The organism is Chloroherpetonaceae bacterium (assembly GCA_025056565.1).
Classification (GTDB): Bacteria; Bacteroidota; Chlorobiia; order Chlorobiales; family Thermochlorobacteraceae; genus Thermochlorobacter.
Genome location: JANWWA010000008.1, coordinates 92,771 through 118,103 on the forward strand (window position 1 = coordinate 92,771; position 25,333 = coordinate 118,103).

Genomic DNA, 25,333 nt, shown 5'->3' on the forward strand with positions numbered 1-25,333 from the left:
AGCCACTGACAGAGTATCCTAATCCTTAACAAACGCTAAAAAATTTCAGGAATATGCGGACAAATGTGAAGCTCACTATCGTAGCATTTTGGCTGCTTGGCACCTTAGCGGTGGGCTGCAGCAATAAAGAACTGGAAGAAAAAGTAATGCGCTTAGAAAAAGAGAAAGCACAAGCACAGGCTGACTTAGACGAAAAGCAGCGCCAGATTGATGACATCTTGGCGGCAATGAGCGAAATTCAAGAAAGCCTGAATGCTGTGCAGGAAAAGCAGGGTGTGGTAACGAAGGTAGCCAGCGACATTGAAACTCGCCAAAGAGAAAACACGCAAGCTGTAAAGACGCAAATTCTCAATAGCATCCAGGATATTGACCAAGTAATGGCAGAAAACCGCAAGAGAATGGAAGCTCTGCAGCAAAAAGTCAAAGGCTATCAAGGTAAAATCACCAACTTGGAGCGTATGGTGAAGTCCTTGCAAGAGACGATTGCGCAGAAAGACAAGGAAATTGCGATGCTCAAGGAAGAAGTGGCAAGGCTAAACATTCAAGTGGCCACGCTAACAAGCTCCGTGCAAGAGAAAGAAAGCATCATTCAAGAGCAGGAAAAGGCCCTGAAAACAGCTTACTACATTGTGGATACAGAAAATAACCTGCGAGACAAAGGCATTCTAGAATACAAAGGCGGTATCATTGGAATAGGAAGCACAATTACGACCACTCAGGATTTTGATGCGTCCAAGTTCAAGCAGATTAACATCAATGATGTGAAGGAAATCCCGATTCCAAGAAATGTCTACCAGATTAGGATTTTGACGACACACAGTTCAAGCTCATATGAGCTATCGCCCGTTACAGACAAAGAAGCAGTCTTGAAAATCAAGGACCCACAAGAGTTTTGGAAAAAGTCTAAGTTTCTTGTGGTGATGATGTGGAATTAAGCTGTAGACGCAGTTGGGCAAGTGTCCGAGAGGCGAATTATCTCCTCACTAAATGAATCACGAGTAGGAGAGAGTTTCCAGCACCGCACTTCTGGCTGCCGAGTGGCTGTAACGCTGACAATTGGATACCACCAGTTCGTGAAGGGAAAATGCAGACGGTCGAATTCAGAAGGAATAGCAGGGGCGTTGGGGTGAGAGTGGTAGAAACCCCAAACACCCAAGCCTTTCTTCAATGCAAGACGCTCCGCCTTCACATAGTCCAGCGGGTCTATTTCAATGCGATTGTGCCGAGCCTCGAGCCGCACATTAGGGAGAGGAAGTATTTCAGTGACAACTAAGGTGATGTTGCGAGCATCTTCAAGCAAGTAGCCAAGCAACAAGCCACCGCACTCTTCTGGGAAAGTGTCTACTGCGTGCTGTTGCATAGCTTCAAGCGTTGTGCGAGAAAGCTGAAGCATGTGGCGAAACGGAAAAGTTCTAACTTGCAACGGCTGAAGGAAGCGGTGACGCTGCAACTCGACCAATAAAGATAAGCTTGCTATCTTCGTAAATACCCTGTGGGGTGGGTGCAAGACCAGATGGAATCAGATAAAGGTTGCCCCGATTCGACTGACCACGAAAGAGTCGCTGCATCGCAAACTCGGATTCAAGATGAAGCAAGAGGCGGTCGCTACGCACACCTGTTAAATTCACAGGCGAGTCGAGACAAATGACCAAAGACTTCTCGACATAACCTGTTACTTTCTTTTCAAGCTCAGCGACAGTAAGAATCGTGCCTGTAACTTCGTCAGTGGCCGGTTGGTCGAACTGAAAGCCAACTGGCGAGGTAACCTTGAGCGAGAGTTTCATAGCAGCCGAACTTTGATTGAAAAACAGAATCATAGCTTTCAAGCGTTAAGTTACTCAGTCTTCTTACAACCTCCCAAGCCACTACTGCTTGAACGAAATTTGGACAAAAAGAATTCAGCGGAGCTGTGCGCACTCGCACAGCCTGCGCACGCTATCACACTACCAAAAGCATGGAAAAAATGCCAAGATTTAAGCTGGAAATTGAATATGAGGGCACGCGTTACAGTGGCTGGCAAGTGCAGAAGCACGCAAGAACTGTGCAAGGCGAGTTAATAGAGGCAGTAAAGCGAGTGTTGCCAGAGCAAGAGATAGATTTGCAAGGTGCAGGACGCACCGACGCAGGCGTGCACGCTTTGCGACAGGTGGCACACTTAGACTGTGAAACGCGCATTCCGCCCGACATTTTGCGGCTCAAGCTCAACGATGAACTGCCAGCCGATATTCACATTCTGTCGCTGCAGCCAGTGCCAAAGAGTTTTCACGCACGGCATAGCGCTATTGCGCGCAGTTACATCTACCAAATTTCAAGGCGGCGCACCGCGTTCGGCAAACGCTTTGTGTGGTGGATAAAAGACGAGCTGAGTCTCGAAGCAATGCAACAGGCGGCTGCACTCTTTTCAGGAATGAAAAACTTCGAGTCTTTCACGGCTGAGCGCGATGAGGACAAATCAACGCTGGTGCTGATGCACCCGATTGAAGTCAAGGCGTGCGGCGACCTAATCTTGCTGCGCTTTTTTGGCTCACACTTTCTCTGGAAAATGGTGCGTCAGAGCGTGGGAGTGATTGCGGAGGTGGGGCGCGGCAAGCTGAGCCTAAGCGAAGTGAGAGAATTTTTTGAGAAGAAATCAGACCGACCTGCCCAACTAACTGCACCACCGTCTGGCTTATTCTTTGAGGGCGCGTATTACCGCAAAACGGAGCGCCCTGGACCGCTCAAGCCAGCACTGACACTTGCCTTCGAAACAAAGGGCGAAGAAACCAAAATACCGTTGCAGGGCGAAACGCAACACACTGAGGTGGAAAGCCTGCGCAAAACCGAAAAGTGAGAGTAGAGGACAAAACAGTGCAATGCGCAAGCTATGCCAGCGTCTCAAACTCGACCGTAACAGGGTAGTGGTCGGAGCTTTTTTCATCGCTATGGATGGTGGCGCACTTTGCCCGTGAGGCTAGTTTCGGTGAGGCATACACGCAATCAATACGCCAGCCGATATTTCGTTCACGAGCACCTTTCCAATACGGAAACCATGTGTAAAGCCCAGCTTGATTAGGATAAAAGTCACGGAAAACATCACGAAGGCCAGCAGCAAGCAAACGGTTAAGGGCTTGGCGTTCATCAGGGCGGAAACCGGTAGCATTCTCACTTTGCTGCGAAGGGTGAAGGTCAATTTCTTCTCGTGCAACGTTGATGTCGCCTGCAATAATTACTTCTTTGTGGGTCTGCAAAGTTTGTCTGACAAAGGTTTCCAGTGCTTCAAAAAAGCGCAGTTTGAGAGCGTAGTGTTCAGGTTTTTCGCCTCTGGGAAAGTAAGTGCCTAAGAGCAAGGTGTTACCCAACTGCAGTTGCAGGAGCCGATTTTCGACATCAAACTCAGGGATTGCAAACTGCGGCTCACCATACTGCTCAATCACAGAGTGATGCACCAAAGCGCCGACACCACTGTAGCCAGCTCGCACTGTGGAGTCGTTCCAGTAGGCTTGGTAATGCGGGAGTGAGGTGAGGGTAGCGGGGATTTGGCTACGCGTGGCTTTCAGCTCTTGAAGCACAAGCACATCGGGCTGATGGGTTTGAATCCATGCAAGAAGAGCTTTCTCACGAGCGCGAATGCCGTTGATGTTCCAAGTGGCTAAGCGCATTGGTTAGGCAGTAAGGATTGGCAAAGTCAAGGCAGCAATGGCAGAACCCAAGAGCACAATTACGAGCTTAAGCGCCATCCGATTACGCACTTTGCGAAGATGTCTGAAAATCAGCTCTCGCTCCTGCATCGCAGCATCGTAGTTTGTTACGACCACAGTCTTGCAAATAATCGGTGAGTAAATCCAGCGCCCTTTGGAAGAAGGGCGCCGTGCTTGCATTTCCACCAGAGCCACATTGCTGCGGTAGGCAATTGGATAAATGCGCTGACGGGAAAACTCTGTCCAATCCATATTGTAATGAAATTTGAAGCGCACCTCGCAATCGGGGTTATTGTCCAAAAAGTGATTGACATTGAAAATGACGCGTTGCAAGCGTGGATTGACACGCGTAGAGAAAGAGAGCCACTTGAATTCATATAGATTGCTCGGCGGCACAGCTTTTGCGGCAGCTGCTTTTTCATTGATGGGGAAGCCATAGCCAGCCATCAGGTCTTCAACCGTAACCTGACGCTGCTTGACGCGAGCACGTGTCGAGAGCTTTTCAAAGCGCTTGGGGAAACGAGCAGCAAACTCGGCATCATATTCCGCTTTGCGCACAGGGTCTAAGAGCACGCGCTTGGCTTCCAAGATAAGCTTGGTGCGCTCATGTGCCTGAGCTTGCATATAAGCATCTGCATTCTGAAATCGGTCGGGGTGCCACTGCTTGATTTGTGCCATATACGCCGCTTGAATCAGCTCGGGCGGGTCGTAAGGGCGCACACGCAAGACTTCGTAATAGTTCTTGAACGCACCGTGTGAGGCTGGCATAAGGTTGTTCGGATACTACTTCTGAACTACAACGGCAACTGTGCTAGAAAAAGCACAAAAGTTTTCGTCAAAGCAAAGATAGACTTTTGCAGAAGGCAAAGCAACACAAGTTGCACTGCCCTTTGCGATGAGCAGTGCATCCAATTAAGGCAGAGCTGCCGTCACATCAAGCAGTTGGTGACGCAGAAGAGACAGGCGTGCTATGGCTTGTCCACTCTAAGGCTTCGGCAATGGTTGGGAACTGTGCGATGAAAATCTCGCGAATGGCATTGGCAATATCACGATGCTCCTTTTGCGTAGCAGGATCGCAGCGCACTTGCAAGTAGTGAATCCAGCTACGCACCGAGCCTTTCATATAAAGCCTCGTAACCGTGTTCAGAGGCAAGAGCACGCGTGCAGATTCTTTCGCGATACCTTTAGCTAAGGCTTCTTCATAGCGCTGAAAGGCTAGCGAAGCCACTTCACGCTGCGCGGCACGAAACCACGCTTTGGTGTCTTCATCAAAATCATCGAGCGAGTTTTGGCGGTTCTTTTCATCTTGCCGCCGTGCCTCATAGACTTCATAATCCAGCGCTTTGGCATAACGCTGACTAAACTCTTGAAACGAAAAGCTGCGATGGCGCAGAATTTGCGGTGAAATGGCGCGCGTAGTCGTAATCTCTACGGTCATATCCACCATTTCAAAGATGCTCCAGTGTTTTTGGCGAATGCAGAAACGCAAGAGCTTAGCGTAGTCAGGGTTTTCTTGATGAGGGCTTGAGACACGAGCACAGTAAGCGATTAAGCCTTCGGGCGTGGTGTCTTTGCCATCAATTTTGATAAGTGGTGAAGTAATTGAAATAAGGCGAACATTCATTTTTTCAAAGCAAGACAGATTTTAGAATTCATAACCCAGTGCAAAGTAAAAAACAGGTGGTGCAGTTTGAATGAAAGTGGTGCGTTCAAATTCACCGAGCCGAAAACTAATTGCCGTTGCAAGGCGCGCTAGCCCGATTGGCGTTTTAAGCGAGATTTCTGCGCCGATACCGTGCAAAAAGTCGCGTAGCTTAACATCGCTGGCAAATTGCCAGATGTTGCCAATGTTGTAGTGCAGGCTGAAAAAGGTAGGCACGACAAGCTGAATCGGGAGGGGCACTTGTGCTTCAAGACCCGCAGCAATCAGTTGCCGACCACGAAGTTCATCAAGTCGCAAACCGTAGAATGTAGCGCTAAACTGTGAGCCGATGCCGCCCAAGCTAAATTGTTGAATAAACGGTGTAGTGTTGTCGGCAAAGCCAGCACTGAGTCGCAAGCGTCCAACCAGTGTGCCCCCTAACCATGAGGCGTTTTCCTCGTGAGAAAAGAAGATTTTTGAAAAGCTAATGTCGCTGCCTAAAAATGAGGGGCTAAAGTCGTAGTAGATGTTGGTATAAGCGCCTTCAGTAGCGCCCAGTGCAGCGTTGCGCGTGTCGACCGTGAAGCGAGTGCGCAGTGTCGTAATCCAAGCTGCTTCCTGCGCAGGGGAAAGCGAGAGCGGCACCAGCTCATTACGGGCACGAATACACTCCACAATTGCACTACCGTCGCGATAAAGTTGCCAGCCTACAGCGGCGGAAATACCCCAGATGCGCTGGGCATACTCACCAGTAATCTGTCGTTCAGGCTGCACAAGCGGAGCAGCAAATTGCGTCTGAAAGCCGAACACGTTACGCTGTTCGTAAAATGCGCGCGCAAAAAGCGTAACATAACTTTGCCACAAGCGATGCACGCGAAACTCTGCCTGAGTCAAAAAGCTCCGCTGACCAAGCATTGCCCAGCCGCCTAACTCGGTAGCTGCGCCTAAGAAATTTTCATTGCGAAAGTCCAAAAAGAGCTGACCTGTGTAAATGTCGTCGAAGCGCACGCCAACGCGTAGCAACTCAAAGAATCGTTCATCTAACTTAACTTGCAACCGCGCTGCAGTGTGCTGACTAGAATCTGACCACTGCTCCGTCCACATTGAGACGCGATTAAAAATCCCCGTGTTGTACAAGCCAGAGATGGAAGCGCGCACATCTTGCGTGCGCAAGGGCTCATTGAGCCTTACCTTCATTTCGCGCTCAATGACAAAGCGCTGCGCCCAGCCTCGGCTCTGCCAGATTGAAACATCAATGAGTTTCCCAGTATCTACCTCAATGTGTAAAGTGTCGTTCAAAATAGCGACGCGCCGAAGGCGTGCCAGTGCGTAACCTTTTTCACGGTAGAGCCGCAGCACACGTTCCAAAAGCAGCATTCCATCGCGATTTGTATAGGGGCGGCCGCATACAGAATCAAACAGGGCTTGAGCGGGGCGAAGCATCTCTTGCTGTGCGCCGTGAAGCACAACTGCAGTAAAGCGTGGCGTGGGACAAAGGTGAAACGTAACAATTTTGCTAACAGTGTCCACTTCAGCAAATACGCGCGTAAAGTAGTCTGTCTCCAAGAACTCAGCCAGTGCAGCTTTGACGCCAGTTGCCACTTCAGCGATGCGAGTGATGCGCTCGGCATATGGCGCACAAGGCTCTATGCCAACGATACGCTTCTCATAGCCACAAATGTCAAAATCGTTTTTTGGAGTTAACTTGATGTCTGCCTTGATGCGGTCAGCTTGCACGAGTGCGGCTTCATAACCAGCATAGAGCAATTCTTCAACGCGCTCAAAGTTGGTGGCACTGCGCCCGTTGAGATGCGGTTCAATAACTCGATGTGCCAGTTGCAATTGCTTCCGATTGGGCTCTTGCATCATAATGCCAATAACTTGGTCAGCAGCTTGCCAAGGTAAGTCGAGGTCTTGTGAGCTTTCGTAAAGTGGGCTAGTGCTCTTGACAGCGAGTTTGTAGTCTACGCCAAGCGAGTCCAAGACATCGACAGGAATGTTGCTAAGCAAGCCACCATCTGCAAGCTGAAGAGAGCCTTGCTCAATAGGAGCAAAAAGCAACGGCACAGCGGAGCTGGCGCGCATGGCTTCAGAAAGCGAACCTTGACGCAAGATGACGCGCCGACCCGACACCAAATCAGTGGCAATTGCACAGAAAGGAATTGGCAGTGTCAGAAAGTCGCTGTGCTCTGGTTTATAGATGCTCTGAAGCGTGAGCAGGTCTAATGTTTCTGTAAGTTTCTGCGCAGCGGAAAGCGATTTAGGAATAATGAGCCGAAGCCCGCTAAACTGAAGCGTAAGAGCTGCTTTGTCGCGCACGTGCTTTTGCTCCAAGAAAAGGTTGCGTCGCTCTTCACTTTCACTGAGTGCCGTCAGTTCTGACCAGTTAAGCTGCTGCGAAAGCGACCACAGGTCATTTGCCGAATAACCACTGGCGTAAAGCCCCCCTACAATAGCGCCCATACTGGTGCCTGCAATAGCGTCAATCGGAATCCCTTTTTCTTCAAAAGCTTTAAGCACCCCGATGTGAGACAAGCCGCGTGCACCGCCACCCGAGAGGGCTAAACCGACTTTCTTCCGCAAAGGCTGTTGATACGGTGCAATCGCATAGCGGCGAGGTTGAAACGAAAGGGTGTCGGGATAAATCCGAATAGATTGAGCCAAAGCGTGAGCGCAACTGAAACTGAGCACAAGGAGCGCCCAAAAGGCGGGCAGCATAATCCGTAGGTGCTGCATCATGGATCACGCTGAGGTTTGACCTAAGTTAAGCGCGCGAATAGGCATGGCAACAAAGTGCCAAGCGGCAATGCCCGTAAGACCTGCAAAGATACCAATCCCCAAGAATGCTTCACGAATGCCAATCGTTTCGCAGAGCCAGCCCGTTGCGGCAGATGAAAGTGCCGTCATACCTGCTACCGCAACATTGAGGAAGCTAAACACCTTGCCCAAGTCTTCGCTGGGCGCAAGCCGCTGAATAAGCACGCTACGTGGCACAATAATGAAGATGATAAATGCAGAATGAATGGCAGCATAGAGGCAAAGTTCCTCAACAGAGCGACAAAAGTAATACGGACAGTAGGTAAAGCCGTCCATTATCAAGCCAAAAGCCCAGATTTTTTCATAGCCAATGGCGCGCGCACGTGAGGCAAAAATGTTCATCAAGAATCCAACCAGCAGCATCATTACGGCAAAGATAAACTCAATGAGCGCAAAGACTTCAAGCCCTCTGCCTAACTCCTTCTTTATCAAGGCAGGTGTGGCAATCACTGCAGCGCCCATCAAGAAAAGATTATTGAGCGACGTAATGATAAGAATACCGCGCAAGGGCACATTGCGCTGAATGCGCTGAAGACTCGCCTTCGTATCCGTCAAGATTTGCAGCAAGGAAAATGGGCTGGATGCTCTATGTGCAGGAAGTGCAATCGCCCAAATGAAAAAGTATGAGGCGAAAAATGTGAGCGCAGTAATACCTAACAGGTAGGCAGGCATCACGACTTGTGCCAACACGCCAACCGCCAGCGGTGCAAGAAGAAATGCAATTTGCTCTGATGTTTGCACCAGTGAGTTGGCTTTTAGCAGCGCAACTTCTCGCTCATAAGGAGACCCTGTAACCAGTTCTGGAATTGCAGCATTGCGTGCAGGCACGAAAAATGCACTGAACGCTGAAATTGCAAACGCCACCGCCGCTAGCCACCACGCTGAAAGCAAGTTGAGAAAGAAAAGCATCGGCACAAGCAAAACGAGCACGCCCCGTGCAAGGTCTGCAATAAGCATCACAGCACGGCGAGAAGTGCGGTCAATGTAGGCACCCGCAAATAGCCCAAATAGCAGAATCGGCAGGTAACTAAACATCTGCACCAAACCCGTAATCGCACTGCTACCTGTAAGCTCTAACGCTAAGAAAGGCAATGCCAACATAAAAAGCGACTCGCCAAACTTGGCAATGATTTGCCCGACCCACAAAAGTCCTAAGTTGCGGTTGAGGAAAAGTGCCTTCAGCAGCGCGTTCATACTAAAAAAGAAGCAGGTTTGTCATGTCTATCCGCAGGAATAGTGTGGCTGGCCAGAGAAAGCTAACTTAATAGATTTTGCCTTGAAAGCCACGCTACGGCTCCGCACGCATTTGCTTGTAGAAGTTGATAAGTCCATTCGTGGAAGAGTCGTGAGAAAACACGGGTTCTTTGGTTTCAAGCTCAGGCAGAATTTTCTTGGCTAACTGCTTGCCAAGCTCCACGCCCCATTGGTCAAAGGCATTGATGTCCCAGATAATGCTCTGCACAAAGATTTTGTGTTCATACATCGCAATAAGGCTGCCCAATGTGCGTGGCGTCAGTTTCTTGAAAAGAATCGAGTTTGTAGGCCTGTTGCCTTCAAAGACCTTGTGCGGCAAAAGTTTTTTGAGCGCTGCGCCTTTCAGACCTTGTGCTTGAAGTTCCGCTTCAACTTCTGCTTCAGTCTTACCTCGCATAAGCGCTTCAGTTTGAGCAAAGAAGTTCGAGAGCAGAATCTCGTGATGATTTCCAATCGGGTTATGGGTTTGACACGGCGCTAAGAAATCACACGGAATAAGCTTGGTGCCTTGATGAATAAGCTGGTAGAAAGCATGCTGACCGTTTGTGCCCGGCTCTCCCCAAACAATCGGTCCTGTCTGGTAGTCGACAACCTCACCCTTTTTGGTAACGCGCTTGCCGTTCGATTCCATATCGCCTTGCTGGAAATAGGCAGCAAAGCGCGAAAGATACTGGTCGTAGGGCAAGATAGCATAGCTTTCAGCGCCGAAGAAGTTGTTATACCAAATGCCAAGCAGCGCAAGAATCACGGGCATATTTCGGTCAAGAGGGGCAGTGCGGAAGTGCTCATCCATTTCAAAAGCACCTGTAAGCAGTTCTTCAAAATTCTCAAAGCCAATCGAGAGCGCAATCGAGAGTCCAATAGCAGACCAAAGTGAGTATCGACCGCCGACCCAATCCCAGAAGACGAACATATTGTTCGTATCAATCCCGAACTGCCTCACGGCTTCCGCATTTGTGGAGAGCGCCACAAAATGCTTGGCAATAGCTGCCTCTTGACCGATGCGCTCTAAAAACCAGCGACGTGCAGTGTGGGCGTTGGTGAGCGTCTCTTGCGTGGTGAAAGTCTTTGAAGCGATAATAAAGAGCGTTGTTTCAGCATTCAAGGTGCGCAGTGTCTCAGCAATATGCGTGCCATCAACATTGGAGACAAAGTGCACATTGAGGTCGCGCTTGCTGTAGGGCTTTAAGGCAGCGGTAACCATTGCTGGACCCAAGTCCGAACCACCGATGCCGATGTTCACCACATCGGTAATAGGTTGGCCTGTGTAGCCACGCCACTCACCTTTCCGCACTGCCTCAGTAAATGTCTTCATTTGTGCCAGCACCGCATTGACCTCAGGCATCACATCTTTGCCATCGACTTCAATCGGACGGTTCGAGCGATTGCGCAACGCAATGTGTAGTGCAGCGCGATTCTCTGTCGTGTTGATTTTCTCACCACGAAACATCTTCTCAATGTTGGCTTTGACTTTCGTGGCTTTTGCAAGCTCAATGAGCAAGCGCATCGTCTCTTCGGTGATGCGATTTTTGGAGTAGTCAAGCAAAATGTCACCGACTCGGAGTGAAAATTTTTCAAATCGGCGCGGGTCTTTCTCGAAAAGGTCGCGCAAATGAAGTTTGCTCACCTTTTTGTAGTGTGCGGCAAGTGCTTTCCAAGCAGGCAACTGCGTCAGTGAAGGCATCTTTCGTGTTTTGGTTTTGTCTCTTACTTAAAGTTAGACAATTTGCAGTGAATTGGGCTAAAATGTGCCGTAAATGAACACCAAAGAAGTGAGACAAACAATAGTCTGCGGCGAAACAAAGTCGGGTGTCGCACTGGGACGAGCGAAGTTACTGGTAACGGGGTGTGTAATAGGGTTGCTGGGCTTGGCTGCAGCAGCGCCTTACTTAGCGGCGCAGGGTTTCCCAGAGTGTTACAGCGTATTCCATAGCGTCTGCCACCAAATTGGGGAACGATGTTTCTACATTGGTGAAAAACCGATGGCGCTCTGCGTGCGATGCACTGGCATCTATGCAGGTATTGCCGTGGGAGCGTGGCTGTATGCACCGCACAAAAAGCAGCGTCGCCGCTGGCTTCTGGGACTGCTTGCAGCCTGCGCCGTATTAGGCATAGATGTCAGCGCAGAGGCAATGGGTCTCTACCACAATTTCAAAGCATGGCGATTCATAACAGGACTTTTCTTCGGCGCAGCACTCTCGCCATTCCTAACCAGTGCACTCGCCGAGCAGCTTTGCCGAAGCAAAAGCCATGAGGCGTCCTACAATGGCAGTTAGTGCTTACTTCAACTTCTCGGATTGTGTCACCTTTTGGCAAAGAGAGAAGAAGTTGTAAGGAGCTGAGGCGATGGTATCTCGGAGCGCATAGCTGCTTTTTCTTCTGGGGCTAAATGCATAACTTTTAACTTTTCAAACTTTAAACAAAGAGCAAAACGAAAGATGAAGGTAAGTGTCTCCAAAGTCGATATCCGCACGCAAGCCTTAGATGCAGCGGGCTTCTTAGTCGCAAAAACAAATCGTCAGGAAGAACTGAGCCGACTTGCAGAGACCTTAGGGCTAAATGCATCGGGGCTCAATGGCGATTTCAAAGCAAACGAAGAAGAAGTGTTGATGTTCTATCCCAGAACGCAGGGAATCGAGGCAACGCGCGTCTGTTTGCTAGGACTAGGTGACCTTACATCGCTTGAAGCCATTCGCAAAGCTGCAGCAGCCTTTGCAACCAAAGCAAAAGACTTTCAGCTGGCAAAGGTCGGCATTGACCTCTCTAATGTCGAGATGCTCGCCAAAGCATTAGGCGAAACGCCGGACTATGTGGCACAAGCCGTGGTAGAAGGCTTTGAATTTGGGCGATATGAGTACACCGCACTAAAGACGGAGAAAATAAAGGAACTGAAGCAGGGCAAAGCCTTCAAGCCTGAAAAGAAAGTGGAGCTAAAAGAACTGATTCTCTTTACAACCGAACAAAGCTTCGCAGCGGTGAAGGAAGGAGCAGAAGTAGGTTATGTAATTGCCACATCGCAATCGGCAGTGCGAGACCTGATTAATGCGCCAAGTAATTATATGACCGCAACAGACCTTGCGAATGCCGCAAAAGCCTCTGGGAAAAAGTATGGTTACAAGGTGACAGTATTCGGCAAGGAGAAGTTGAAGCAATTAGGATTTGGTGGGTTGCTGGGGGTCAATAAAGGGAGCAGTGAACCGCCCACCTTTTCGATTCTCGAATACAAACCCTCAGGCAAGGTTCGCGGCAGAGTGGCGGTGATTGGCAAAGGGGTCACGTTTGATACAGGCGGTATCTCGCTCAAGCCCGCAGAAAATATGGGCGATATGAAAGCTGATATGTCCGGTGCAGCAGATGTCATTGGTATTGTTGAGATTGCCGCGCGCTTAAAGCTGCCGCTGCATGTGATTGGGGCCATTCCAGCAACCGACAATAAGCCTAGCGGCACAGCACAAAACCCAGGTGATGTGCTCACTACATACTCAGGCATCACGGTTGAGGTCGATAACACGGATGCCGAAGGTCGTTTGATTTTGGCAGATGCCCTAACCTACATCAAAGAGCAGTATGAGCCAGATGCAATCATTGACCTTGCCACGCTAACGGGGGCTTGCGTGGTAGCACTCGGTAACCCGGTGGCGGGGCTATTCTGCAACAACGATGAACTAGCCGATAAGCTCTTCAAAGCAGGCTTGCGCTCAGGTGAAAAGGTCTGGCGAATGCCACTCTGGGACGATTACGACAAGCAAATTAAGTCAGATGTAGCAGATGTGAAGAATGTGGGCGGTCGGGCAGCAGGTGCAATCACCGCAGCAAAATTTCTTGAGAAATTCATCGGCGACCACCGTGCATGGGCGCACATTGACATTGCAGGACCTGCATTTCCCTCGATGGGTGGTAAGCAGAGCAAAGGCAGCTCTGGCTTTGGCGTCAGACTGATTACAGAGGTGCTCCGAAGCTGGAATGGACAGGCACAAAAAAATTGAAAAAAATTTTGTTGGTGGACTTGCAAATTTGAAATGCACGGTGTATACTTGCATCCACAAGTGGCAAGCAGGTCGCGCCCGCGGCCTGTGGCATACGGTGTGGGGGACGTATGCCAGCCACGTTTTTTTATTTTAAATGCTCCAAAAAACCCGCGGTCGCAAGACGCCCTTGCACACGCTGCGCACGCTGTTGGAAGCTCGTGAAAAGATTCAAAGGCTAAGCGATGCTACAGAAACCAATTCTCATTTACGATGGCATTTGCAACTTGTGCATTCGCCTGATTCGATTCTTAGAGCCAATGAATCAATCAAGTGAAGGTGGACGAGTGATGTTTGTGCCATTTCAGAAAGCAGAAGAGTGGATAGCAAGATTTAATTTGTCGCCAAGCGCCTTGCAGGCTACCCTACATTTCATTGACCGAGACGGCAAGGTGTATGTGAGAGGTAAAGCTATTGAAAAACTGAGCGAGTATTTCCCGCTGCTCAGAATAGGTGGCGCATTTTTTTCGACTGAACTGGGAGAAGCACTCTACAAAGTAGTGGCGCAAAATCGCTATGAAGTCTTTGGATGCGCAGATGAATGCTATGTGGCTCAAAACCCAGAGAAGCCACCAGCACGCGGAGTAGAGTAACTTTACCATCAATGAAAAGCCTTTCAAGCAAAAGCGGAAAACGAATGAAGGTTTTGCATACGGCGGATATTCACATTGGCTACGACACGCACGGACGATTAGATGCGAAAACAGGATTGAACTCGCGCTGGCTGGATGTCAAGCGAAGTTTTGAGTTTATGGTCGAGAAAGCCATAGAAGAAGACATTGACCTGTTTCTCTTCTGCGGTGACGCATATCGCGATGCAATGCCAACACCTACGGAGCAGAGAATTTTCACTGCAGCCGTGCGTCCTCTACTGGAGCGCCAAATCCCAGTGGTGTGCATTGTCGGCAATCATGACCACCCTGTTTCATTCGGCAGAGCCAATGCGCTGCAAGTTTTCCCTGACCTGAATGGGCTAATCTACTTATTTGATAAGCCGAGAGCTCAAGATTTTGAGACTAAATCTGGTAAGGTGCGAATAGTTGGCTTGCCGTGGGCTTCAAAAAGTGCGCTAGCAGGTCTGAAACAACATGCACACAAAACTGACGAAGAGCTGCGCGCAGAAATGCATGAGATTTACATTGAGTTCATTGAAGCGCAAGCAGAAGAAGCAAAAGAGCTGCCCTATCCAGTGATTTTGGCAGGGCATCTCCATGTCGATGTAGCAGCGCTGAGTGAAGGCTCGGAGCGCATTCAGTTTGGTAGAGACCCAATGTTCGGCGTAGCGTCGCTGGCAAAGCGGGCGTTCAGCTATGTGGCGCTGGGGCACATTCACAAGCATCAAGATTTGAACCCGGGCGCAGTGGAGCGTGGCGAACCGCCAGTCGTCTATTCAGGCAGCATTGAGCGCATCAGCTTCTCAGAGGCAAATGACCCAAAGGGCTTTGTGATTGTGGAGTTCGATGACCAGAAGCGCGCTCATTATCGCTTTGTAGAGACGCCAGCGCGGCGTTTTCTGGATATTGCGATAGATGTCAGAGCGGAAGAGACGCCGATGCAAAAGGTAAAGAAGGAGCTGGAAAAATACTGTGCCAGTGAGTCAATCGTACGGGTTCGCATTGCTTGCAAGCCAGCGCAGCAGCGAGAAATTGACTTTAAGGCAATCAAAGATCAGCTCAGTAGTGCATTCAACATTTTGCCGATTCAACTCATCGTAGATGAAGAAAGGGCGACCGCACAGCCAGTGATTAACAAAGCAATGTCAATGAGAGAAGCACTAGTGCGTTACATTGATGTAAAGCGGCATGACCTTGTGCAAAAGAAAGAAAAGCTACTTGCAAAGTTTGATGAGTTGGCGGCAAGCTGAGAAGCGTAGCGTGGCAACAGTTACTTGATAAGGTGATTAGGCACGCCCAGTGGATAGAGCTTTTGAATTTCGGCTTGGATTCTCTGAATTCGGTTTTCAGGGTTCGGGTGAGTGCTGAAAAATTCAGGCGGACGTGCGCCACCAGTCGCTTGGTCTAAAATTTTCATCACTTCAATCATGGCGCGTGGGTCGTAGCCTGCTTCGGACATAAAACGTACGCCAAGAGCGTCAGATTCCAACTCTTCGTCACGACTGTAGCTCATTCCAACTAGTTCGCCGATGACAGCTGCTATCTGTGTAGCTGAAGCATCACCAGTGGCAACCGCCACAGCGCCTGTGAGACCTTGTGTAAGCTTATTTTTCGCAAGTCGCTGTGAGCTATGGCGAGCTACCACGTGCCCAATCTCATGTCCAAGCACACCTGCTAATTGCCCTTCAGTTTGCAGACGGTTGTAAAGCCCAGTGGTGATGAAGACTTGTCCGCCGGGCAGGGCAAACGCATTGACCGTCTTGGGGTCGTTAAGGAGATGAAACTCAAACTTCCACGCCGTTGCTCCTGCAGCGCTCTTTTGCACAATGCGATGTCCAACCTTGTCAATCAAGTCCTGCAAAGCTTTATCGGGGTGCAAGCCGCCATATTGGCGAATCATCTGTGGCGTGGCTTTTAAGCCCAATGCAATTTCCTGACCGGGCGTTAGGTCAACAAACTGGGTTTTGCCTGTGATAGGATTTCGCTCGCATGTGGAAAAGTATGAGACCAGCGAAATAACCACAATTACAAGCGCAATGATGAGGCGCAGCGACCAAAAAGATTGTTCATCACGATAGAAACCCCACATTGTTGATTTACCTGTCTTTGCGCATCCTTACGTCAAAAAAGGCTTGAAAGTTTCAAAGGAGAGGGACTGAACACCAATAGAGAAAAAAGAAATGCCATCTTTCTGCAGCACTGTATCACGCTTGAAAGTGCTTTTTTGCGTAGATTCGAAAGTTTCATTCAGAACCCTACAAATATGGCTTTTTCGTTTCAAACGGAGCACATCTTCTTAGAGTGCATCAAGCCGGCGGTACGACAAATGTCGGCTTATACGGTCGAGGGCGGTCAGTATGCTGGCATCAAACTCAATCAGAATGAAAATCCGTTTGATTTGCCTGAGTGGCTCAAGCGTGAGATTCTCGAGCGCTTTTTGCAGGAGCCATGGAACCGCTACCCGAGCACCTTCGCAGACGAAGCGGTGGCTCAATATGCGAATTTTATTGGCGTGCCTAAGGAGTGCGTGATGATGGGTAATGGCTCTAATGAGCTGATTTACACAATTTTCTTAGCCATCTTGCGCCGCACAGCATCGGTGTTGATTCCAGCGCCATCGTTTTCACTCTACGATAAGGTTGCCGCACTCTTGGAAGCGGAGATTTTGCACGTGGCAATGACGCCATCGCTGGAGTTTGATACAGAGCAAATTCTCGAGGAAGCAGAACGCAGTGCACCAGCGCTCATTGTGCTTTCAACAGCGAACAACCCGACCAGCAGGGCAATGAAATTTGAAGATATTGCTCGAATTGCATCAGAGACGCGCGCGCTGGTTTTGGTCGATGAAGCCTACGCAGAGTTTTCACGCGAACGCTCGGCGCTGGAACTGCTGGAAACTCACCCGAATGTGATTGTGTTACGCACACTTTCCAAAGCATTCTCATTGGCAGGGTTGCGCATTGGTTTTGCAATTAGTAACCCAGCCCTAATGGCAGAGTTGCGAAAGCCTAAAATTCCGTTTGCGTCTTCAAGACTGGCTGAAATTGCCGTGATAAAAATCTTAGAGCACTACTCACTGGTTCAAGCCAGTGTGAAGCAGATTTTGTCGGAGCGAGCGCGGCTACTATGCGCGCTACGCGAGATACCACGCCTACGAGCACTGGAGAGCGATACGAATTTTATCATCATTCAAGTCGAGCAGCCTAAGCAACTCTTTGAAGCCTTGCGTGCCAAAGGGATTCTGGTGCGCGATGTCTCCAAGTATCCGCTAATGGAAAAGTGCTTACGTATCAGCGTAGGCACGCCAGAAGAAAATGACCACTTGCTAAGTGAGCTGAGGCAGCTTTGTGCATGACTTTGAAGTGCTTACGATGCAGCCAAACTAATTGGGAGGGATAAGCAAGCTATTCGGCAAGTCTGTCTTTGCTCAGAGAGGGCAGCAAGATGACAACGGAACTTGTGATTGCTAAATCAAAACCGCTGCCTGCAATGCTAAGCGCCTGAAATGCTATGCCACTTCAGAAACTGGCAGGGGCAGAAATGATGCGCCTCTCACCTGAAGAATTTCGCTTAGCCCCGAAGCACCCGATATACGTGCTATTGCAAAACATTCGCTCAATGTGGAATGTCGGCTCAATTTTTCGCACCAGTGATGCGGCGTGCATTGAGGAGTTGATTATCACAGGCTACACTGCAACCCCACCGCGCAAAGAAATTGAAAAAACGGCATTGGGCGCAACTGAAACGGTTAAGTGGTCATACTGCCAAAATCCCATAGAAGCAATTGCGATGCTGCGTGCAAAAGGCGTCAAAATTGCGGCCCTGGAGATTGCGCGTCCCAGTCGACGCTATGATGCAGTGCAGCTCGAGGACTTTCCAATTTGCCTTGTAGTCGGCAATGAAGTAACTGGTATTGATGATGAAGTGCTGGCAGCCTGCGATTTTGCATTGGAAATTCCGCAGTATGGCACAAAGCATTCGCTCAATGTGGCAGTGGCAGTGGGTATTGCCGTGTTTGAGTTAGTGCGTGTATGGCGGCAGTACGAAGGGGAAAGTGCGCGATAGTGGATTCGAACCACTGACCTCCACCGTGTCAAGGTGGCGCTCTAACCAACTGAGCTAACCGCGCAGCGGCAAAAAACAAGGAGCGTAAATATACGACCTACGTACCAGATTGCCAATAACTTGTTCGCAACAGCCAATCATTTTCTCAGGCTACACAGACTCCGTATTTTTCAGCAAAAGGGAGAAGACGATGGGCGTGGCACTGAGGCTCACTTTTCTGGTGTTTGCTCTCATACTTGCTGTAGCAAGCTTGGTGTTAGTGCCTGCAGCGCTCTGCGGCATAATGCAGACATGGCAAGTCTATGCAGCATGTCTCTTCTACTTCCTGTTTTTTCTGAGCACCATTGCGCGCGTCAGAAAGTACGGCGATTTTTCACCACGTTCACAAGATGCGCAGGTGCAAAGCAAGTGGGGCAAAGTCGCATATCCGATACAGTTTCTTGGTTTAGGCGGTGCACATTGGTTGGCGGTGTATGATTTTTCACAGCATCTTCGCACTGTGTCGGTCTGGTCAGTGCTGGGTGTGTTGGTGATGCTGGTAGCACTCGTCGTCAATCGTCTTGCAGCTCGCGAGCTGGGACGCTTCTGGGATCGATTGCTTATCAAAGATGAACACTACCTTGTAACCACAGGGATTTACCGCATTGTTCGACATCCAATTTATACCAGTTACATTTTGCTGTTCTGCGGTAATATGGTGCTTTTTGAAAGCCTCTGGGCAATGTTGCTACTAATAGTTGTCTGCACCATTTGGTTTGGCACACGCATTCGCATTGAAGAGTCGCTGCTGCTGCGCAAGTTTGGCAATGAATACGCCGAGTATATGCGTCAAACAAAGCGGCTCTTCCCATACCTTTTCTGATAGCACACACCTGCAAAGAGTATCGAAGAGCAAAAGACTGAGAGACGTCTTGGGGCAGTCTTGATGTGAGACAAGATGGGATTATCTTTGTCTTCAGTGAAGAAAAAGGAGAATAACACAATGAAGCGCGTGCTGTTGGTATTTCCACGAGCCGCTAGCGGTGTCGATGGCCCAAGACCTGTTTTCACATCTCATCCTCCGTCACTATTGCAGCGCTGTAAAGAGACGCTGCTGCAAAATCTGATCAAGCGAGCGCAGTTTGCCGTGCCGAATATGGCACTGATGCTCCTGAGCTCAATTGAGGTAGAGGGAGTTGAGCAAAGAATCTGTGATATGCGCTTTGATAAGTTGCCACTGCATGAGCATTGGGATTTGGTGGGAATTACAGTGCATACAGGAGCAGCAACTGCGGCCTTTGAGGTCGCAAGGCAATTTCGCCAAAGAGGAATGAAGGTGGTATTAGGCGGACCGCATGTAACACTTTTTCCAGAGCGCTGCGCCAAAGAAGCCGATGTGATTGTCGTAGGAGAAGCAGACGATATTTGGCAGGAAGTGTTGCAAGACCTGAAACACAACTGCTTGAAGAGGCGCTACCAAGCTACAGAGCTTCCTGACCTAAGTGTGCCAAGACCAATTAAGAAAAAGGCACTCAACATCAAGAACTATTTTACCACCAATCTTATCCAGACTTCGCGCGGATGTCCGTATCGCTGCGACTTTTGCAATGTCTATGTGATGAATGGGGGCACGGTGCGGCATCGCCCAATTGAACATGTGGTCGCCGAAGTAGAGCGATTTTTGAAAGATGACAAGCGTGTTTTCTTTATCGTTGATGACACGGTCAATGCTGATCCGCGCTATGCAAAGGAGCTTTACAAGCGGCTGATTCCATACAAAATTCGTTGGGTCGGACAAGCTACCACGCTACTTGGTCAGCAAGAGGAGCTGCTTAAAATCTTTGCTGACTCTGGCTGCGTTGGACTCTTGATTGGTATTGAAAGTGTAACCGATGCAAGCAATCATCAGCACCGAAAAAAGCAAAACAGTGAGCGGACACTTGCCCGCAACATTAAAGCGATTCGCTCAGCAGGCATTTGCGTCTACGGCAGCTTTATTTATGGCTTAGATGGCGACACAGTTGAAACCGCACAAGCACTCTACGACTTCATTGAAGACACCCACATTGATGTGCCCGGCATTAACCTGTTGCGACCAATTCCAGGCACTGCACTCTTCAAACGTTTGGCAGAAGAAGGCAGACTGCTCTTTGATAAAGATGACATTGAAGCCTTCCGATACAGCTGGGGGCAAGAAATGCAATGCAAACCAAAGTTAATGTCGGTAGAGACTTTTATTGAAGCCTACACATCACTCACAAAACGGCTTTACACTTTTCCAAAAGCTATCAAGAGAGCGATGCATGCGCCGTGCATTCCACACATTATTTTAATGTTTAACCTTTCCTACATCTATATGTATGGACTCTCAAGGCGAGATCTTTTTGCACAGCGCGAGAAACTAAGGCAAGGGCTGCACGGTCAAAATTCGCAAGCGCAAAGTGGGGAGCGCAAACCAGCTGAACTGGACATAGCGGCTTTGTCCTCTGAAACTGAGAAAAGTATCCTCTAAGAGGAGTGTGTAGGGCACACTAAAAGTTCAAGAATTTTCCCTGCGTAAAAGAGGAAAATGATTCATGGCTTGTCAAACGAGTTTGACAAGTAAAGAACCTTCACCATCACGCCAATTCCCAAGCAAGTATCAGTTAGTTTTTTCTGGCGAAAAGCGTTAGATTAAGCGCAGTGTGGGTTCCAAAAACGCAAAGGCAGACGAAGACGTATGGCGAGCTTCCACCTGACACAGGCAAGCGAAGGACTTGCAACAGCTTACCAGCGTTACTTGAAAATTTTTCCAAACGACATTCAACTGGCGTTGCAGATGGTGGGAGAGGAGTGCGACAAGCACATTCGCCGCCTGAATCAACAAGCCCAGACTGCAATTGATAATGTTGAAGGCAATCGTGCACGAGAAATTTATCAAGTGATGCAGACGGTAACAGGGTCGTTTTTGACAGGGCTGGGAGTGTATGCTGCAACAGTGAGTTACCTGCTCAAAAACGACACGGAAGAATTGTCTGAACTAGGACCTTGCTTGGACTGGCGACTGTCGCTCCCAATTGACCAGTGGCGAATCAAGAAAGTCTTAGCTGATGACTTAGGGTTGCTGCTGCGAGTGTCATTAGAAGAAGCAGGTTGGGCGAAAAAATTGGAAAAAGCGCTCTCGCTCTATCAAGGTGCAGCGAAAGACGAGGACTTTGCCAAAGCTCTCACGGGGCTGAACGAGCTTCTGGACTCGGGTGAAGCACCGCATAGCGATTACCTTATTTTGCATCGCATCGGTCTAATGCATCTCTATGTGCCCTCGCTGCTAGATTTGGCAAAAGCTGAAGCCTACCTCATCAAATCGGCAGAGTGCGTAATGGAAGAAAGCGACCCGCAGGCAAAGCGGCTGATTAGTGCGCTAGCCGATTATGGTGCAAAAGGAATGACCGAAGAGTTGGCTTTCCTGATGAAGCGTGTGGCGGCTGAGTCCTATTTTCAGGCGGGAATTGCCTGCTTAGCACAGGGCGAGTTTTATGATGCAGCCGATATCTTTTCAAAGAGCCGAGAGCTGTATCCGCTGCCTGAGGCAGGATATTTGCAAGCAAAGTCAATGATGCTTGCGGGAAGAGACCAAGAAGCAGCAATCATCTTAGAGCAGGTGATTCGCCAGCAACGTATCTATGCGTTCAAAGCTGCAATTGACCTTGACATTTTCCAAAAGCCTGCGACGCAAACGGCACTCAGAAAGGTGCGCGATGAGGCATTCCGAGAAACCGCTGTGCATATTCAAAAGTGCCGAGCAGAAATGGTGCCAAATAGCCAAGCTGCCCCAATCCTTGGCGAAATTGAGCAGCGAATTAAACAGCGCACTTACTATGCAGTGCTAAGTGGGATAGATGACTTGCATCGCCCAAGAAAGTGGAAAGTAATGCCAACAATCTTCGAGCTCAAGCGAATGATTGTTGGACATACGCTGCGCGTCAATGCACTTGCCTTCAGTGCCGACAGCACAATGCTGGCGTCTGCAAGCTGGAAAGTTATTATCTCTAATGCTGCCACAGCCGAAGAAATCCAGAGTCTATCTGGGCATTCAATGAAAGAATTTGTCAATCACGTGGCGTTCAGTCCAGATGGCAGCAAGTTGGCAACCGCCAGCAGCGATATGACCTCTAAAATTTTTGACGTTAAAACTGGCAAAGAGCTCTATGCCTTAGAAGGACACAAGCAGAGTGTCAATCGCGTGGCATTTAGTCCCGATGGCACAAAGCTCGCCACGGCAAGCAGCGATAAAACCATTATCGTTTGGGACGTCAGAACAGGTGAAAAGCTAAAAGTGCTCAAGGGGCACGAGCAGAGCGTAACGTTTGTTGGCTTCAGCCCTGATGGTGAATTTCTGGTTTCTTCTGGAGTAGATGCCGTCATCCATTACTGGGATACACAGAATTGGAAAAAGGTCAAGACACTTAAAGGGCACACGCACAATGTAACTTGTGCGGCGTTTTCTGCCGATAGCAAGCTGATGGCAACATCAAGTTGGGATAAAACGGTCAAGCTCTGGCGTTTCAAGGAGGGAACGGAAATCAAAACGCTCACTGGCCACGCAAATGGTGTCGATAGCGTTGCGTTTAACTTTGATGACAAAAATTTAGCTACGACAAGCTACAATCGTGTAAGCAAGATCTGCGAAATCAAGCTTTGGGATGTAGACTCTGGGCAAGAAATACAGTCACTCGTAGGGCAGTTCTATGCTGTAGCGTTTAGTCCTGATGGGAGTACGATGGCAGTAGCAAGTGGTGACAAGACGGTTAAGCTACTGAGCTCACCAGAATTGACAGTCGATGAATTTATCGCGCTAGAGCGAGAAGCGCGCCGAGAAATTGAGCAAGCACGCAAAGCAGCGCAGTCACAGCCCACACCGAATGGTCAAGGAAAATCACCGTACCCTGAAGAGCGCCGCTCAGGTCGCGAGCGCAGAAAGGTCTCGTTCTGGTTAGGAGAAGGTGACCGGCGAAGTGGTCAAGACCGTCGAGTGAATTCTTAACTGAGCGGAAGCGTTGTATTAACGCTTGAAGTTTATTACCTTGCAGTGAGTTTTTCAGTAAATTGAAAAAGGAGTAGTATGAACGCCACACTTCACACACCGGCCGATGAGCCAATGGCTCACCACGCTTCACATCACGCACACCCGCCATATCTAGCGCATCATTTCGCAGAGCCTGAGCAGCAGCTTGAAGCTGCTAAGATGGGAATGTGGGTTTTCCTAATGACGGAAATCCTGCTCTTCGGTGGCGTCTTCTGTGCATATGTGATTTACCGTGGGCTAAATGCTGAAATGTTCCATAGTGCGCACAAGCTGCTGAGCATTCCGCTGGGCGCAACAAATACCTTCATCTTGATGGCAAGCACGATTGCAATGACCTTTGCAATTCACGCAATGCAGCTTGGCAAGCGTCAGCAAGCGGTGTGGCTCCTCGTCTTTACACTGCTTTGCGCTGCGGTCTTCTTGGGCATCAAGTATGTGGAGTATTCGCACAAGTTTCATCTGGGACTTTTGCCCGGTGTCTATTATAGCTACGATGGCTCTGAGGGCGAAATCGTGGGCAAAAATCCACACATCTTTTTCGGCATTTACTTTGCCATGACAGGCATTCACGCCTTGCACGTGATTGCGGGAATGCTGGCAATTACATGGGTACTGGTGCGCACGCTGCAAGGGGAGTTCTCTGCCGAATACTACACGCCACTTGAAATGACAGGATTATACTGGCACTTGGTCGATATCATCTGGATCTTCGTCTTCACCTTACTGTATCTGGTTGGGTGAGTCTCTAAATCAAAAAGTAGGAGTATCAAAATGAGCGTGCAAGCAAAATCGTCGCATCCTATCGTGCCCGCAAAAACCTACTTTATTGTTAGCGTTGTCTTAGTGCTACTGACCGTAGTAGCGATTGTGGTCTCGCAGCTAAACTGGGGCGGGTTTGGCACAGCCATCGTTATTGGTGCAGCCGTAATGAATGCCGCACTGGTAGCCGGGTTTTTTATGCATCTGCGTTATGACAATAAGTTCTTTGCGGGCATATTCATCGTTTCTCTAATTGCGCTAGGTTTCCTGCTGGCTTTTATCTTGATTGACACCAACAGCCGACAAGGAATGTATGACTACACTATGCAGGAAATTAAGCGTGGGGCGAATCTCAAAGAAGTAAAACAGCGCAATGAAGCTCGAGACAAGCCAGCATCACCAGCTAAGAAATGAGGAACAGAGACGCATTAGAACGCTGTATCGCTTTGCGCTGGCTGCAACTGTAGCGACATACCTGCTCATTTTTGCGGGTGGCTTGGTGCGCGTCTCTGGTGCTGGAATGGGCTGCCCAGACTGGCCGAAGTGCTATGGAATGTGGATTCCACCGACTGACGCCAGTCAACTTAAGCCCCCATATGACCCCGCAGCCTTTAACGCTACGCTGACTTGGATTGAGTATATCAATCGCCTGATGGGGGTCTTAGTGGGGCTGATGATTGTTGCTACGCTGGGCTACGCAGTCTGGCGATTTTGGCGTGTGCCGCGCTTTGTAGTGCCAGCACTGGTTGCAACAGGACTGGTTGCCGTGCAAGGCTGGCTGGGGAAAATCGTGGTGAAGACCGACCTCAATCCGTTTGTGGTTACGCTGCATCTTTCACTTGCGCTCGTAATTGTTTGCACACTAATCTACCTAACTGTGCAAACCTACTCCGCTATGCAGAAAGAGCAAAGTGAAAGCCAAAGAACTGAGACGCTCTCCGCGGCAGGTCTATGGCTCTTTGCAATGCTGCAGCTAATGCTGGGCACGCAAGTGCGTGAAAAGCTCGAGTGGCTCTCGCGAAACTTTCCGCTTTTTACCGAAGCGGAATGGCTAGAACAAGTTGGTTGGATCGGCAAGGTGCATGGTGCAACTGGATTGTTGCTAACGCTGCTGACGTGGTGGGTAGGCTATAAGCTGCTCTCCGAAAACAAAACATTTACCAGCTTGGCACAGCGATGCCTGCTTACAATGATGGCGCTTTCACTGGCGGAAGTAGTGGTCGGGCTGTCGCTGGTTTGGATTGGCATTCCAGCGGTGATGCAAGTCTTTCACCAGTGGATAGCAAGCCTCTACGTCGGTGCTGCATTTACCCTAACCACTTGGTTTTACCTCACTGAGGGGAAAGCGATTGAACTCTCTGTCCAGAGAAAAGAGGCAGTAGCCTAGCAGCACTCAAGCACGCAAACAGCAGATTGCAACGGAAAACACTTCAGAG

General features: G+C 49.3%; 23 protein-coding genes and 1 tRNA gene. 14 read left to right on the plus strand and 10 right to left on the minus strand.

What is annotated here, in order from left to right:
- The first annotated feature begins 53 nt into the window (after positions 1-53).
- Positions 54-935 carry a hypothetical protein gene (locus tag NZM05_07785; GenBank protein ID MCS7013515.1) on the plus strand — a complete coding sequence of 294 codons (882 nt, stop codon included), beginning with the start codon at positions 54-56 and terminating at the stop codon, positions 933-935.
- Here the strand turns inward: NZM05_07785 and NZM05_07790 are convergent.
- Both NZM05_07790 and NZM05_07795 read right to left on the minus strand, forming a co-directional pair.
- On the minus strand, positions 932-1,393 hold the full coding sequence (locus NZM05_07790) for a M67 family metallopeptidase (GenBank protein ID MCS7013516.1): 462 nt from the start codon (positions 1,391-1,393) through the stop codon (positions 932-934). The genes NZM05_07785 and NZM05_07790 overlap by 4 nt on opposite strands.
- 19 nt (positions 1,394-1,412) lie before the next feature.
- Positions 1,413-1,817 carry a hypothetical protein gene (locus NZM05_07795; GenBank protein MCS7013517.1) on the minus strand — a complete coding sequence of 135 codons (405 nt, stop codon included), beginning with the start codon at positions 1,815-1,817 and terminating at the stop codon, positions 1,413-1,415.
- 146 nt (positions 1,818-1,963) lie between these two features.
- On the opposite strand from NZM05_07795, the gene truA reads away from it, so the two are divergent.
- Positions 1,964-2,830 (plus strand): tRNA pseudouridine(38-40) synthase TruA, encoded by an 867-nt coding sequence (gene truA, locus NZM05_07800; protein ID MCS7013518.1) that lies wholly within the window; start codon positions 1,964-1,966, stop codon positions 2,828-2,830.
- Between the two features lie 31 nt (positions 2,831-2,861).
- Here the strand turns inward: truA and NZM05_07805 are convergent, their stop codons facing one another.
- From NZM05_07805 to pgi, 6 genes are all read right to left on the minus strand, one after another.
- A complete protein-coding gene (locus NZM05_07805; protein MCS7013519.1) occupies positions 2,862-3,638 on the minus strand; it encodes an exodeoxyribonuclease III in 777 nt (258 codons plus the stop codon).
- A gap of 3 nt (positions 3,639-3,641) precedes the next feature.
- Positions 3,642-4,445 (minus strand): J domain-containing protein, encoded by an 804-nt coding sequence (locus NZM05_07810; GenBank protein MCS7013520.1) that lies wholly within the window; start codon positions 4,443-4,445, stop codon positions 3,642-3,644.
- Positions 4,446-4,611: 166 nt separating this feature from the next.
- Positions 4,612-5,301 (minus strand): FAD-dependent thymidylate synthase, encoded by a 690-nt coding sequence (gene thyX / locus NZM05_07815; protein ID MCS7013521.1) that lies wholly within the window; start codon positions 5,299-5,301, stop codon positions 4,612-4,614.
- A gap of 21 nt (positions 5,302-5,322) precedes the next feature.
- A complete protein-coding gene (locus NZM05_07820) occupies positions 5,323-7,983 on the minus strand; it encodes a patatin-like phospholipase family protein (GenBank protein ID MCS7013522.1) in 2,661 nt (886 codons plus the stop codon).
- A 78-nt stretch (positions 7,984-8,061) separates the two neighbouring features.
- Positions 8,062-9,330, minus strand: coding sequence for an MFS transporter (locus NZM05_07825; protein MCS7013523.1), 1,269 nt, complete (start codon positions 9,328-9,330; stop codon positions 8,062-8,064).
- A gap of 94 nt (positions 9,331-9,424) precedes the next feature.
- The gene (gene pgi, locus NZM05_07830) at positions 9,425-11,074 is read right to left on the minus strand and encodes a glucose-6-phosphate isomerase (GenBank protein ID MCS7013524.1); all 1,650 of its coding nucleotides are present in this window, start codon (positions 11,072-11,074) and stop codon (positions 9,425-9,427) included.
- A gap of 88 nt (positions 11,075-11,162) precedes the next feature.
- Here pgi and NZM05_07835 point away from each other — a divergent pair, with 88 nt between their 5' ends.
- The 4 genes from NZM05_07835 to NZM05_07850 all read left to right on the plus strand — a co-directional run bounded on the left by NZM05_07835 (position 11,163) and on the right by NZM05_07850 (position 15,279).
- Entirely contained in the window at positions 11,163-11,666 is a 504-nt protein-coding gene (locus NZM05_07835) for a DUF2085 domain-containing protein (protein MCS7013525.1), read from the plus strand.
- Positions 11,667-11,828: 162 nt separating this feature from the next.
- Positions 11,829-13,376, plus strand: coding sequence for a leucyl aminopeptidase (locus NZM05_07840; protein MCS7013526.1), 1,548 nt, complete (start codon positions 11,829-11,831; stop codon positions 13,374-13,376).
- 224 nt (positions 13,377-13,600) lie between these two features.
- Complete coding sequence (locus NZM05_07845) at positions 13,601-14,008, plus strand: DUF393 domain-containing protein (protein MCS7013527.1); 408 nt, start codon at positions 13,601-13,603, stop codon at positions 14,006-14,008.
- An 11-nt stretch (positions 14,009-14,019) separates the two neighbouring features.
- Complete coding sequence (locus NZM05_07850) at positions 14,020-15,279, plus strand: exonuclease SbcCD subunit D (protein ID MCS7013528.1); 1,260 nt, start codon at positions 14,020-14,022, stop codon at positions 15,277-15,279.
- Positions 15,280-15,299: 20 nt separating this feature from the next.
- Here NZM05_07850 and NZM05_07855 read toward each other — a convergent pair whose 3' ends face one another.
- Positions 15,300-16,118 carry a M48 family metallopeptidase gene (locus NZM05_07855; GenBank protein MCS7013529.1) on the minus strand — a complete coding sequence of 273 codons (819 nt, stop codon included), beginning with the start codon at positions 16,116-16,118 and terminating at the stop codon, positions 15,300-15,302.
- 174 nt (positions 16,119-16,292) lie between these two features.
- Here NZM05_07855 and hisC point away from each other — a divergent pair, with 174 nt between their 5' ends.
- Both hisC and NZM05_07865 read left to right on the plus strand, forming a co-directional pair.
- Complete coding sequence (gene hisC, locus NZM05_07860; GenBank protein ID MCS7013530.1) at positions 16,293-17,384, plus strand: histidinol-phosphate transaminase; 1,092 nt, start codon at positions 16,293-16,295, stop codon at positions 17,382-17,384.
- A gap of 155 nt (positions 17,385-17,539) precedes the next feature.
- A complete protein-coding gene (locus tag NZM05_07865) occupies positions 17,540-18,094 on the plus strand; it encodes an RNA methyltransferase (protein ID MCS7013531.1) in 555 nt (184 codons plus the stop codon).
- On the opposite strand, the gene NZM05_07870 is transcribed toward NZM05_07865, so the two are convergent.
- Positions 18,085-18,158 (minus strand) — tRNA-Val (locus NZM05_07870). The two genes, NZM05_07865 and NZM05_07870, sit on opposite strands and share 10 nt — an antisense overlap.
- Positions 18,159-18,203: 45 nt before the next feature.
- Here NZM05_07870 and NZM05_07875 point away from each other — a divergent pair.
- The 6 genes from NZM05_07875 (at position 18,204) to NZM05_07900 (ending at position 25,284) form a co-directional block, all read left to right on the plus strand.
- Positions 18,204-18,956 carry an isoprenylcysteine carboxylmethyltransferase family protein gene (locus tag NZM05_07875; protein ID MCS7013532.1) on the plus strand — a complete coding sequence of 251 codons (753 nt, stop codon included), beginning with the start codon at positions 18,204-18,206 and terminating at the stop codon, positions 18,954-18,956.
- Positions 18,957-19,076: 120 nt separating this feature from the next.
- Positions 19,077-20,585, plus strand: a complete 1,509-nt coding sequence (locus NZM05_07880) for a B12-binding domain-containing radical SAM protein (protein ID MCS7013533.1) — start codon at positions 19,077-19,079, stop codon at positions 20,583-20,585.
- A gap of 207 nt (positions 20,586-20,792) precedes the next feature.
- Positions 20,793-23,096, plus strand: coding sequence for a WD40 repeat domain-containing protein (locus NZM05_07885; GenBank protein MCS7013534.1), 2,304 nt, complete (start codon positions 20,793-20,795; stop codon positions 23,094-23,096).
- Positions 23,097-23,174: 78 nt separating this feature from the next.
- A complete protein-coding gene (locus NZM05_07890; GenBank protein ID MCS7013535.1) occupies positions 23,175-23,879 on the plus strand; it encodes a cytochrome c oxidase subunit 3 family protein in 705 nt (234 codons plus the stop codon).
- A gap of 30 nt (positions 23,880-23,909) precedes the next feature.
- Entirely contained in the window at positions 23,910-24,311 is a 402-nt protein-coding gene (locus tag NZM05_07895; GenBank protein MCS7013536.1) for a cytochrome C oxidase subunit IV family protein, read from the plus strand.
- Positions 24,271-25,284, plus strand: a complete 1,014-nt coding sequence (locus NZM05_07900) for a COX15/CtaA family protein (protein ID MCS7013537.1) — start codon at positions 24,271-24,273, stop codon at positions 25,282-25,284. Before NZM05_07895 ends, NZM05_07900 begins: the two co-directional genes overlap by 41 nt.
- Positions 25,285-25,333 lie beyond the last annotated feature (49 nt).